This window comes from Acinetobacter parvus DSM 16617 = CIP 108168 (assembly GCF_000368025.1).
GTDB classification, from domain to species: Bacteria; Pseudomonadota; Gammaproteobacteria; order Pseudomonadales; family Moraxellaceae; genus Acinetobacter; species Acinetobacter parvus.
This window is the reverse complement of the sequence record NZ_KB849212.1, coordinates 1,153,718-1,166,534: the sequence shown is the minus strand read 5'-3', so window position 1 is coordinate 1,166,534 and position 12,817 is coordinate 1,153,718. Positions and strand designations below refer to the sequence as shown.

Genomic DNA, 12,817 nt, shown 5'->3' with positions numbered 1-12,817 from the left:
GTATGCATATTTTATTTATTGGTTATGGTAAAACATCTCAACGTGTTGCTAAACACTTATTTGAGCAGGGTCACCACATTAGCACAATTAGTCGCAGTGCAAAAACAGATTGTTACGCGACACATGAGATACAGGATATTCACCAGCTCGACCTGACCGCATTTGCTCCGATTGATGTGGTCTATGTGTTGCTTGCTCCGTCACAAAAGGGAATCGAGGCCTACCAGCACACCTATGTGGACAGTGTTGAGCCAATCCTCAAGGCCTTAAAGTTACATCCTGTTCAGCGCATCATCATTGTTTCTTCGACACGAGTCTATGGTGAAAATGCAGGGGAGAGGATTGATGATGAGTCATTGATCCAGCCTGCCGATGAGCAGGGCAAGCTGTTACGGAAAATGGAGTTGTTGTGGCAGATGCATTATCCACAGCAGAGCATCATCGTTCGTCCAACAGGGATTTATGGAACATCAGTGGCCCGTCTGCAACGAATGGCTGAGCAAACATCAACCTACCCAGCCATTCATTTGAGTAACCGTATCCATATTAATGATTTGGCAAGGTTTTTGGCTCAACTTATGGATGTGGAGAATGCACAGCCCAGCTATATCGTCACCAATAACATGCCTTTACCCATGCATGAAATCCTGCTCTGGTTCCAGCAACAGCTTGATTTGCCTGCGTTGAGGTTGCTCTCTGAACAGCAGACAGGGAAACGCATTTATGCCACCAGACTGATGGAAATGGATTTTAAATTTGACCATTTGATTTGCTTTAATGACTATGCGGCGGCCTTGTCGGCACATGGCAATCCAGAATAATTCGATCAAACTGCAAGTGTTGTGATGCGGAATATGGCCTTTATTACCATTGGATGTCAGTGTATCTTCAAGATGGCTTGAATGATGCACAGAGTTTGCAGCAAAGTGGGCAAAGGTCAGCGATGAAAAAAATAATATATACAGTGCTTCTCGGATGGATTGCGACAAACAGTTGGGCGAGTGAACAGGTCTGCTGTGTATTTGACCCTGTGGGGACTCAGGGCGATATTAGCCGCAGGTTGCAGGATATTCACCTGTATGCACAGCAAAGTCAGGTCCAGTTGAAATTTAAAACCTTTCAAATCAGCAAGGTTTCCCCCGTTAAACAACAAGAGAATCGGGATTCTTGAAAACAATCCGCCACAACAGGCATTGGTGCAGAGGGCTATGAGGCATTGTTGGCAAAAATCCGTAACCGCTATGTCGATTCAGGTTACTACGATGCCTATTTTATTGACCTGATCAGATGACTGCGTTGTCTGGACGATCTGCAATATCTAAAGTGTCGGAAATAAAAATACCTCAAAGCGAAGTTGCTTTGAGGTATTAATTGCAATATTAAGCTTTTTTACGTTTCAAGCGGCGTTTGGCCTGTTGTGAAGCCATTGCCTCCAGCGCTGTCGCCAGTTCCTCATCACTGAATGTGGTGATGTGCTGCAACATCTGCAAGGTCGCTTCGTCAAGCACCAACTGGGCACCTGCTGCCATTTCACTAAAGTTGTCATCATATTCAATCAAGCCCTGTTCATTATTGCGAATATAATTCTGCTGAGTCAGCACTTTAATAAAGCTTTGGAACAGTGCCTTGTCAAAGAACTCTGGTGAGTTGAACTCGTACAGCACAGACAAACGTTGACCCAATAAATGGCTCAGCTCCTCAACCTGTTTAGTGGAGATATTGCCAGAACCACGCTGGGTAATCAGCGCAAGCGTCATGTAATAACGTTCCAGGCTCTGTTTCACAGGCAATCCCAAGGTCACAAGTTTCTGGTGTTCTTCGCTATTTGGTGTTGGGCTGAACAGGTTGCCATCATGGTCCTGAAAGATCAGGCCAATCTGTACCAGCGCATTGATGTAGCTATCAATATGCTGTTGCAGTTCAGCTGGCTGCCATTTCATGAACAGTTCAGCTTTCAGGAATGGATACAGGGTACGGATGACGTTGCTTAAATCGGTCTTGTTAATTTTACCGTTGTGCTCAACCAGTGACGCAACCAGTGATGGTAGTACGAAAGCATGCAGGATATTGTTGCGGAAATAGGTGAGCAAGACCGCCTGATTGTCCTCAATTGCAATAATATCGCCCAACACATGCTGTACGCGCTTGATCAGTTTGAGCTTCATGCCATAGGCAATGATTTCCTTGCCCGATAATGAGGTGACTTGAGTGCGCTCATCATAAGGTTGCTGGGTGGCCAGATCACGGTAAATGTCGAGCTGTTTTGCACAAATCTCCTCATCCAGCGTATGTTTTGGCGTTGCCAACAAGATCAGCGAAAGCAGGGAAACAGGGTTGATCACCACCGCACGGTTGATGTTTTCCAGAATCAGGTTGGCTGAGCTTGACACCACACTGGAAATTTCTGCTGGAATTGGCGCATCATTTTTTTCGATCTGAATTTTATCTGCATTATGCTGCTTTAAAATATCATCAAGGAAAACAGGTTCACCAAAATTGACGTGTACCTTGCCAAAAATTCTTTCAATTTTACGTAAAGTTTTGACGATGCCAAAAATTGATTCTGCTTCTTTTGGCTTACCCTGCATCTCACCGACATAAGTTGAACCTTCCATCAGGCGTTCGTAGCCGATATATGTTGGAACAAAAACAATTGGCTTGGCGCGACCGCGTAAATGACCATGAATGGTCATTGCAAGCATGCCTGTCTTCGGTGGTAGCAAGCGACCGGTACGTGAACGACCACCTTCAATGAAGTACTCGATAGGCGTATTGCGTGATAGAATGCTGTATAAATATTCTTTGAGTACAGATGTATATAGTGCATTTCCGCGGAAAGATCGGCGTATGAAAAATGCACCACCTCCACGTAATAACTGACCTACAAAAGGTAGGTTTAGGTTATCACCCGCAGCAATATATGGAATCATCAAGCCACGTTTATAAATCACATAGGACAATAATAAATAGTCAATATGGCTACGGTGGCATGGTGTGTAAATAATTTCATAATCTTTCGCAAGTTCGCGAACCGTACTGAAATTATGAACTTCAACGCCGTCATACAGTTGTGTCCATAATCGTGTTAAAGCCATATCTGCGAAGCGTACTGCTGACGCTGAATAATCAGAAACGATTTCATTGACATAGCCAATTGCGCGGCGTTCTGCCTCAAGCATGCTGATTTTATGCTGAATGCTTTCACGACGGATGGCATCCTGTACATCGGGTGCCTTAATGATAGACTGCATCACGTTGCGGCGGTCTGACAAGTCAGGACCCAGTACCACTTCGCGTTGCTGGTCTAGGTAGCGATCTAGTGAACTTGCGATATACGTGGCAGGAGAGATGTTTGGATGATGTCTCTTGGCATAATCTACCAGTTCACGCAAGGATTGCGGTGCATGGAACTCTAAATAAGACTCACGACCATGTAGACCAATATTGACCAGTTGTTTGACTGTCCCAGGCGTTGCCCAGGTATCGGAGAACAACAGTTTAAACCATGAATCCTCTTTATCTGGTGAACGTCCCCAAAGTACTGTAACGGGAACTAATTGAACATCTACTTCTTGATTTTGTTCTAATGCTTCGATCAACTGTAGAAGGCGTGGGGGATATGTTTGAGTATTAAAAAAGTTATTTTCATTTTGATGTAAAAATAGAATCGAGTTTTTTTCATGATAAGTTCCAAAACTCATGGCATCTAAAGCTGGCTTTAGATGAAGGCGACGCGTTTCACCATCAACTACCAAAGCATTACTACGTGAATAATTTTGTAGTACATAGCAAATCACTTTATTTGAATCTGGTGTGCTTTGCTCAGTTGTTGTTGATTCTGTAGGAACTTCACCAAGAACATGTGGGGTGACCACAAGGTCAAGTAACTTACTCGAAAGTTGGCGATACATTTGACCAAATCCAGTCTTGGACATTACAGACTCCTAAATCATAATCCTGACAGTAAGCCATGATGAGCACGACATTCTGCGTTATTCTGACATAAAACGATATGTTATTTTCTGACAAAATATAGCGTATTTGGTAGATTTTATCGTTAAAAATCGTATTTTTAGCGGTTATAAACAAGAACAATGTGACGGACAAATCATTTTATCCTGAGTATATTTATGGGAATTTATGGCACAATCAAGTCAGGCTGCTCATAACGATTGATCTGAATTGTCCTGACTTTGCCCTGTGCATGAGCTAGAAACAGTGTTTTATTGTGGCACTATAGCTGTCCTTATGCCTGGGTTGATTTCTCCTCATTGGTGTTGGAAGGTGGTTACATGAATGCTTTGACTCAAGAACTCGTTGAATTATTGACGCTGGAACGGATTGAAGAACATATTTTCCGAGGCAATAGTCGCAATCTGGTCGGTAAACGGGTATTTGGTGGGCAGGTGCTAGGGCAGGCGTTAAGGGCCGCATCCTATACTACAGATCGTCCAGCTCATTCGTTGCATGCTTATTTTTTATATGGTGGTGATGTCGATGCACCCATCATTTATGAAGTTGATCCATTGCGAGATGGTAAAAGTTTTGCAAGTCGACAAGTGCGTGCGATCCAGCATGGACGTACAATTTTCTCGGCCATGGTATCTTTTGCCAATCCAGAAGAAGGCTTAAATTATCAACATAAAGAACCAGAGTATCCGAGTCCTGAAGAGCTGAAGTCTGAGAAAGAATTAAAAGAAAGTATGCTCAATTTCGTTCCAGAAAATGCACGTACCAGTTTTATGCGCGAACGTCATGTGGAAATCAGACCAACTCGACCAGTTAATCCTTTTCAGCCGCAGCCTGAAGCACCATATTATGCGCACTACATTCGTACCCATGATCGTATTGCAGAAAATGTTGATGACGTGTCATTACATCAAGCCATCGTTGCATTTTATTCAGACTTTACTTTGATGACCACCGCACTGCGTCCACACGGGTTATCTTGGATTTCGCCAAATTTACAATGTGCAAGCATTGATCACACCATTTATTTCCATCGCCCGTTACGTGCTGATGATTGGATGCTTTACGATATGGAAGCAACGATTAGTGCTAGTTCACGTGGTCTTAATTTTGGACGCATGTGGCAGAATGGTCAGCTGGTATGTAGCACTGTACAAGAGGGGTTAATTCGATTGAGAGAAATTGAAACCCAGTAAATTAGAGCTGAAAAACTCAAATTAAAGCCATCGTTTAGATGGCTTTTTTGTCATAAGGTTGTGAGAAAAATTGCTCGATTCTTCAATATGAGCGTGCCATAGTATCCATAAGCTAAAATATTTTATTAATCAGCATGAATTTAAATACACAAATTCTAATCGCAGCCGTACTGGGTGTTATATATGGGTTCTTCTTAACTTTGTATCCGCAGACTAGTTTTGCTGAACATAGTTTGTATGGGCTAGGGATTTTAAGCAGTATTTTTATTGGTTTACTAAAAATGTTGCTTATCCCACTTATTTTTAGTTCGATCGTTGTGGGTGTTTCAAATTTACAGGCTGGTGGACAATTTGGACGAGTTTGGAAAATTACAGCATTAAGTTGTCTCACGACAACAACCTTAGCTTTGATTTTAGGAATCAGTTGCGCACATCTATTTGAAGTAGGCAAAGGCGTAGATATTCAAATCTTCCAAGAAGCCATGCAAAACCACCAGACGCCAGATACGCTGACGCCTTCAAGCTTTCTGACCAGTTTTATCCAAAATACTTTGATTAATCCTTTTAAAGCATTGAGTGAGGGTAATGTACTTGCAGTTGTGGTTTTTGCGTTATTCCTTGGAGTCGCATTAGTCAAAGGGGGTGAAAGCTTTAGCTTGGTTCGCAATACCTGCCAACAATTCTTTGTTATGATGATGATGCTTGTGGGTTGGGTGATGAAGCTAGCGCCAATCGGTATTTTTGCGCTGCTGGCTAAATTGATCGCGACCGAAGATCTTTCCGTATTAAGTCGTTTAGTGGAATTCGCAGTGGTTGTCACAGGAACAACGATTTTCCACGGTGCTGTTGTTTTGCCGGCATTACTTTGGATTTTTGGCAAAATGAATCCAATCACTTTCTTTAAAGGTGCACGTACTGCTTTGGTCACTGCATTTGCGACCAGTTCAAGTTCCGCGACGATGCCACTCAGTATGAAATGTGCACAAGAAAATTTAGGTGTGCGACCACAGACGGCAGGATTTGTGATTCCTTTAGGAACACAATTAAATATGGATGGTACTGCACTTTATGAGGCAGCTGCCGCTTTATTTATTGCAAATTTGATGGGCTTGGACTTGAGTTTAACACAGCAAATTATTGTATGTTTAACTGCCATGATTGCTTCATTGGGAGCACCAGGTATTCCCAGCGCAGGTATGGTGACCATGATTATGGTTTTACAATCAGTTGGTTTGCCTGCGGAAGCGATTGCGATTTTATTACCGATTGATCGAGTATTAGATACTGTACGAACAGTAGTGAATGTACAGGGGGATATGATGATCAGCGTTGTTGTTGATCGTTATGCTAAGCAAGCAGAAGTTGAATCAAGTTGATGCGATTTAAAAAATAAAAAGCAGGAGAAGACTCCTGCTTTTTTATTGCAATGCTTATGCAGCTTGTTGTAAAGCGCGTTTTGCTGCTGGTGAATTATTTAAATAATTCACCAGCATCTTGAGTATTAGCTTCTTTCACAGGATTATACCAAGGCATGAGATAGTCGATTTGTTGAGCGACTAACCAAATTGGATTTGGTAAAACCTGATTATCTTGACGACCAATTTTGTACCATTCCATCCAAACCCATGGTCTAAATAAGCTCGGTTTTTTGTCGGCAAAACGAGGGTCTTGCCCCATGATATGTGCCGCGCCATCAACCCATAAACCAAGTACACCCACGATTACAGCTACACTCATGTAATAACTTTGTTAGCGGCAAAACCAGAACTCACCAGCAGGCAAAATATTATTGATTTCGTTAATAAAATAACTGGCAAAAGGCTGGTTGGGAATCCAGTCTACGGGTGTGTTTTCCCAGTCAAATTTTACCTTGCGTGGGAGAATTTTATAGTTAATCGAAGAACCAAGGACTTTGTTCTTCACAAATGATAATAATTTCATCGTTTAGTCCTAATCGATAGTGCAATGAACCAACACTAAGCAGTATATGAAAACTACCTAGTGCTTGTGTTTAGCAATACAGGACAATTAAAAATCATTTTATGCATCAAGTTGCATAAAATGCATTATTTATTCTTCTACGTCTATTTCTGAAGCTTCTGGGATCTGATCAAGGTCAAATTCTGCTGGTTGATCAAGTGTGAAATTTAAACGACCACCCATGACGCTTGCCAATTCTTCTAAACCAATTCGATTGAGTGAAGAGAATAATTGAATTGAGAAATCAAGTTTCATTTTCTTCAACTGCTGCTTAATTTCTAATAGTACTTTATTGGCAGGGCCACGGTTTAATTTATCTGCTTTAGTAAGCAGGATATGCACAAACAAATGACGTGAATGTGCCCATTCCAGCATCATTAAGTCAAAGTGTTGTAATGGATGTCGGATGTCCATCAAAAGTACCAAGCCTTGTAAGCTTTTACGATGGATTAGATAGTTCTCAAGTTCTTTCTGCCATACGATTTTCATGGCTTCAGGGACGGCTGCATAACCATAACCTGGTAAATCGACCAAACGTTGATCTGGACTACCTAAGCTAAAAAAGTTGATCATTTGCGTGCGACCTGGTCTTTTTGAAGCGCGTGCGAGTTGCTTTTGATTAGTTAAAGCATTAATTGCACTCGATTTTCCTGCATTGGAACGACCTGCAAATGCGATTTCATAACCTGTATCTTCTACGCACAAATCCAGTTTAGGCGCACTCATCAAAAATTCAGCTTGGCGTAACCAAGTCAAAGACTGCACTGCATATGCGGTTACAGCAGGATCAGTCTTTTTTTCATAACTGATTTTTTGTTTAGGTGCGAGTTTGGCTTTGGTGTCTTTCGATTTTTCACTACGACGCATAGAAGCTTACTTTTTGAATTGAAATAGCAACAAGTATTATAAAGGATGTGAGAGATTCGTGCGAATCTTGATGTTTAGGCTTTTTGAACGAGTTGTAAAAAATCAATATTTGAATTTGTAGAAGAGGGAAGAATGCCATATTGCACCACTTCTCCAAGGGTATATTGATCAAGGCTTTGATAAAAACATTCTAAAGCTTGATCCAAAATACTTTTAAGTCCGCAATGAGAGCGCAAAACGCAAGGTGGCGTATTACATTCTACGATTTGATGATTGCCTTGTAAGATACGAACAATCTCACCTAATTTTAGACTTTTAGCCTCTGGATTTAAACGAAGTCCACCACCTTTGCCGCGAATCGTTACAATCCAATGCTGTTTTCCCATGAAGTGAACGATTTTCACTAAATGGTTTTGGGATACATGCAGGTCCCGTGCAATATCTGCAATCGTATACGGTACATCACTCGGACGAGCGACATACATTAAGATTCTGAGTGCATAATCAGTAAACTTATTGAGTTGCATGGGTTTTCACTCAATTTATTGCTTTAAACAGAAAGGGCTAGTCTAACATAGACTAGCCCTATGCAAAACGCAGCACCGATTAGCTGAGTTTTACGCCACCCGTACCGAATGCTTCGCTATGGATATTTTCAGCAGGGATGCCACGAGCAACTAAAGCTTTATGCTGCTCTGCCATAAATGGCATTGGACCACACAGATAATAGTCTGCATTGATTGGCAGTAAAGCGGCATCCATCGCTGCTAAATCCAGACGGCCAGCAACGTCATAATCTTCACCTAGCACATCACTTTCATGTGGGAACTCATAGGCAGTAAATGTGCTCAGGCGTGGATATTTTGCTTTTAGTTCATGGATATGCTTTTTCATGGCATGCACTTGGCTGCTGCGGCAAGCATGAATAAAGCTTACAGGTTGCGGCATATCTAAAGTCACCAATTGATTGAGCATTGCAATCATTGGCGTTAAACCTACACCACCACTAATAAATACATTACGTTTGCTGCTATCAATTAAATAGAAGTTACCTGTTGGTGCAGAAACTTCAATTTCTGAACCCTCAGCCAAACCATGCAACGTACTAGATACCCAGCCACCTGCTAACTCACCCTTTTCATCTTCACGTTTAACTGAAATACGTAAGTAATCTGCTTGAGGGCTGGTTGAAAGCGTATATTGACGTGGTTGTCTTAAATTGAGTTCAGGCACAAACACGCGAACTGAAATATATTGACCTGCTTCATATTTTGGTAATTCACCACCATCTACAGGAGCTAGATAGAATGAAGTAATTTCATCGCTTTCAACTACTTTTTTGGCAATTTTGAAATTACGCCAGCCTAACCAACTGCCTTTGGTTTGTTGATGTTGATCATAAATGGCTTTTTCAGTGCTAATAAATAAGTCAGCTAATTGACCATAAGCGGCAGCCCATGCATCAATCAATGGATCTTCCATCGAGATATTCAGTACTTCACTGATAGAGTGCAGTAGATTCTCACCCACAATACTGTAATCAGGTGATTGAATATTCAGGCTGACATGCTTATGGGCAATGAGTTCAACCACAGGCAACAGCACAGATGGGTCCTCAATATTTTCCGCATAAGCTAGTACAGCACCCGCAAGTGCTTGTGCTTGTGCACCACTACGTTGATGCCCCATATTGAAGGTTTCTTTTAATTCAGGGTTATTACCTAACATACGGTTGTAAAAGTAACCAGTGAGTGCCACACCATTTTCACGGAGTACAGGTACAGTTGCTTTTACAAGGTCAATTTGCTGCGGAGTCATGGGTGATCTCTCTTGGCTATCATTTATAAGATGTATTTAAAATATACCTTATAAAATTTATTTGCAAGATCTGTTTTGACTAAAACCATAAAAAAACTAGGGGATAACTGATTATCCCCTGATTTTTAAAATAATAAAGATTTTTATTTGCCAAATAATGAACCCAGTAAACCGCGAACGATCTTTTGACCTGTAGAGCCGCCTAAACTTCGTGCTGCGCTTTTGGCAAAGGTACCCACAATATCCTGAGTCAGTTTTTCACGCTGTTTGGCAATGCGTTCTGCTTCTTTTTGCTGTTCGCGGGCTAGACGCTCTTGCTCGCGCGCTTGTTGTTTGGCGAGTGCTTCGGCTTCTTTAGCCTCTTGCTTGGCGCGTACTTCAGCTTCCTTGGCTTCAATTTTAGCTTGTTCTGCTGCTGCCGCTTGTTGCTGACGTTGCTCAACTTTTTGTTGCAACATTTCATAGGCGCTGTCTCGATCCACTGCCTGATCATAAACCCCTGCGACAATACTTTGCCCAATAATCACTTGGCGTTCTTCTGGCGTGATTGGCGTAAATGAAGAGTAAGGTGGCATGACCCAAGCACGTTCTACAATTTGCGGTGTGCCTTGTTCATCTAAACAACTAATTAATGCTTCACCTACAGCAAGTTCGGTAATGGCTTGTTCAACTTTAAATTCGGGATTGGCTCGAAAGGTATCCGCTGCGGTTTTGACCGCCTTTTGATCTTTTGGGGTAAAGGCACGTAGCGCATGTTGCACACGGTTACCCAGTTGGCCCAAAACGCTTTCAGGCAAATCCAGTGGGTTTTGGGTAATAAAATAAATCCCCACACCTTTGGAGCGAATCAGGCGGACCACCTGTTCAATTTTTTCTTGTAAGGCTGGGCTGGCATTATCAAACAATAAATGCGCTTCATCAAAGAAGAACACCAGTTTAGGCTTGTCCATATCACCCACTTCAGGGAGCTGTTCAAACAGTTCAGAGAGCATCCATAACAGGAATGTGGCGTATAGTTTAGGGGTATTCATCAATTTATCCGCAGCGAGGATATTGATATAGCCCTGACCATTGCTGTCTGTCTGGATGAAATCCAGAATATTCAGGCTGGGTTCACCAAAAAATTGTTCTCCACCTTGATCACCTAACGCCAATAAATTACGTTGAATCGCCCCAAGACTAGCAGGAGAAAGATTGCCATATTCGGCTTTTAATTCGGCTGCATTTTCGCTGACATAGGTCAGCATTGCTTTAAGGTCTTTAAAATCAATCAGCAATAAACCCTGATCATCAGCAATACGGAAAACTGCCGAGAGCACACCCTCCTGGGTGTCATTCAGATTCAGCATCTGCGCCAACAATAACGGACCAATTTCCGAAATGGTGGTGCGAATTGGATGACCCTGCTGACCAAACAAATCCCAGAACATTACGGGTGATGCAGCAAAAGGCACCGATTCAATGTTTAGTGTTTTGAGACGTTCACCAAACTTGGGACTGCTTACACCTGCCTTGGCTAAACTGGAAACATCTCCTTTTGCATCAGCCAAAAACACAGGCACCCCGAGACGGGAGAAACTTTCGGCTAGCACCTTGAGGGTCACGGTTTTACCTGTGCCTGTTGCCCCTGCAATCAAACCGTGCCGATTGGCAAATTGCGAATGTAAAACAATATCTTGGGTGGTATCTGTGGTTTTTTTAGCAATAACGATGGGTGTACTCATTCTTCACCTATTCTTTATCTCACTCGAGCTGTTTTAATGCGTTTTGAATATCTTGGATTAAATCTTGTGGATGTTCTAGTCCTATGCAGAAGCGAACCAATAAACCTTGTTGTAAATGTGTATTTTCTAGTTCTCGCATCTGTTTTAAATCATAAAGCATAACAAGGCTGACAGGGCCGCCCCAACTAAATCCCAACTTGAATAAGTTTAAGCTATCGCAGAATTTTCGAATCGCAGTAATATCAAATTCAGGTTTAAAAATAACACTGACCAAGCCTGCACTTTTGCCTGTGGTGCAAACCTCTGTCCAGAATGAATGACCTGCGGAATCTGGATAGGCTGGATGCAGTACCTGAGTGAATTGGGGTTGGTGTTTTAACCAGTCTAATAAGGCCAAGGCACTTTTTGACTGCTGTTCATAACGCAGTGACATATGCGCCAGACTACGCTGGATTTGTGCGGTATCATCACCTGAAACGGAGATACCTTGAGTGGCATGCATGCGATAGAGCTTGTGATGTAACTGTTGATCACAGGTCACGACTGAACCCATGAGAATATCGCCGCCGCCACTTGGGTATTTGGTGAGTGCATGCACGGTGATATCGACCGCTAAATGTTCATCAGAAAAATCAAAGGCATTAAAAGCCAGTCCTGCACCCCATGTGTTATCCAAAACAGTCAAAACATTGGCTTGTTGCGCTTTTCTAACCAGATTTTTTAAATCGGGAAATTCCAGCGTGACTGAACCTGCTGCTTCAAGCCAGATCAGTTTACTTTTTTCTGTTGGCTGAAAGCTATTCGCATCAATTGGGTTGTAAATCTTGACCTGAATGCCATAGCGGTCTTGCAGATTCTTTAAGTGTTCCAGATTCGGGCCATAAATATTATCTGCAACCCAAACTTCATCACCTGAGCTTAAAAAAGCACTGTTTACCAAATTAATTGCAGATAATCCGCTTGGAGCAAGTAGGCAATATTTTCCACCCTCAATCTGGGCAATATTGTCGGCTAAGGTGAAAGTGGTTGGAGTACCATGTGTGCCATAACTATAGTCGTAGGGATCGGTCCAGTGACGGTCAAAAAGGTGCGCCGTGGTTTTAAAAATAATAGTAGATGCACGAAATAGGGGAGGCTGGATGGTTTCTATGTATTGGGGAGCTTGGCGTGGTGCATGGATAAGATCGGTCTGAGCATGATTATGTGTCGTCATGGGGCAAAATCTAGGCAATATAATGGTTTAGGTTAAGAGAAAATACACAA

The 12,817-nt window shown here is 42.2% G+C and carries 9 protein-coding genes and 2 pseudogenes; 4 read left to right on the top strand and 7 right to left on the bottom strand.

Translation table 11 applies throughout. From position 1 onward, the window contains the following. Window positions 1-2 precede the first annotated feature (2 nt). Entirely contained in the window at window positions 3-821 is an 819-nt protein-coding gene (locus F988_RS12195) for an NAD(P)H-binding protein (protein WP_004683291.1), read from the top strand. Window positions 822-943: 122 nt separating this feature from the next. After that, window positions 944-1,132, top strand: a pseudogene (locus F988_RS15760) (hypothetical protein); the annotation flags it as partial. 247 nt (window positions 1,133-1,379) lie between these two features. Here F988_RS15760 and plsB read toward each other — a convergent pair. After that, entirely contained in the window at window positions 1,380-3,935 is a 2,556-nt protein-coding gene (plsB, locus tag F988_RS12185) for a glycerol-3-phosphate 1-O-acyltransferase PlsB (protein WP_004683289.1), read from the bottom strand. Window positions 3,936-4,292: 357 nt separating this feature from the next. Between plsB and F988_RS12180 the strand changes: the two genes are divergently transcribed. Further along, entirely contained in the window at window positions 4,293-5,165 is an 873-nt protein-coding gene (locus F988_RS12180) for an acyl-CoA thioesterase (RefSeq protein WP_004683288.1), read from the top strand. Between the two features lie 134 nt (window positions 5,166-5,299). Beyond that, complete coding sequence (locus F988_RS12175; RefSeq protein ID WP_004683286.1) at window positions 5,300-6,541, top strand: dicarboxylate/amino acid:cation symporter; 1,242 nt, start codon at window positions 5,300-5,302, stop codon at window positions 6,539-6,541. Between the two features lie 54 nt (window positions 6,542-6,595). On the opposite strand, the pseudogene F988_RS15490 reads toward F988_RS12175, so the two are convergent. The 6 genes and pseudogenes from F988_RS15490 to F988_RS12140 all read right to left on the bottom strand — a co-directional run bounded on the left by F988_RS15490 (window position 6,596) and on the right by F988_RS12140 (window position 12,767). Next, window positions 6,596-7,106 (bottom strand): annotated as a pseudogene (locus F988_RS15490) (metal-dependent hydrolase). 129 nt (window positions 7,107-7,235) lie between these two features. Continuing rightward, window positions 7,236-8,012: a ribosome biogenesis GTP-binding protein YihA/YsxC gene (gene yihA, locus F988_RS12160; protein ID WP_004683281.1), complete on the bottom strand. Its 777-nt coding sequence runs from the start codon at window positions 8,010-8,012 to the stop codon at window positions 7,236-7,238. 74 nt (window positions 8,013-8,086) lie between these two features. After that, window positions 8,087-8,539 (bottom strand): RrF2 family transcriptional regulator, encoded by a 453-nt coding sequence (locus tag F988_RS12155; protein WP_004660334.1) that lies wholly within the window; start codon window positions 8,537-8,539, stop codon window positions 8,087-8,089. 79 nt (window positions 8,540-8,618) lie between these two features. Continuing rightward, the gene (gene hmpA, locus F988_RS12150; RefSeq protein ID WP_004683279.1) at window positions 8,619-9,830 is read right to left on the bottom strand and encodes an NO-inducible flavohemoprotein; all 1,212 of its coding nucleotides are present in this window, start codon (window positions 9,828-9,830) and stop codon (window positions 8,619-8,621) included. 143 nt (window positions 9,831-9,973) lie between these two features. Continuing rightward, a complete protein-coding gene (locus F988_RS12145) occupies window positions 9,974-11,554 on the bottom strand; it encodes a helicase HerA-like domain-containing protein (protein ID WP_004683278.1) in 1,581 nt (526 codons plus the stop codon). Window positions 11,555-11,573: 19 nt separating this feature from the next. After that, window positions 11,574-12,767 carry a PLP-dependent transferase gene (locus tag F988_RS12140; protein ID WP_004683277.1) on the bottom strand — a complete coding sequence of 398 codons (1,194 nt, stop codon included), beginning with the start codon at window positions 12,765-12,767 and terminating at the stop codon, window positions 11,574-11,576. Window positions 12,768-12,817 lie beyond the last annotated feature (50 nt).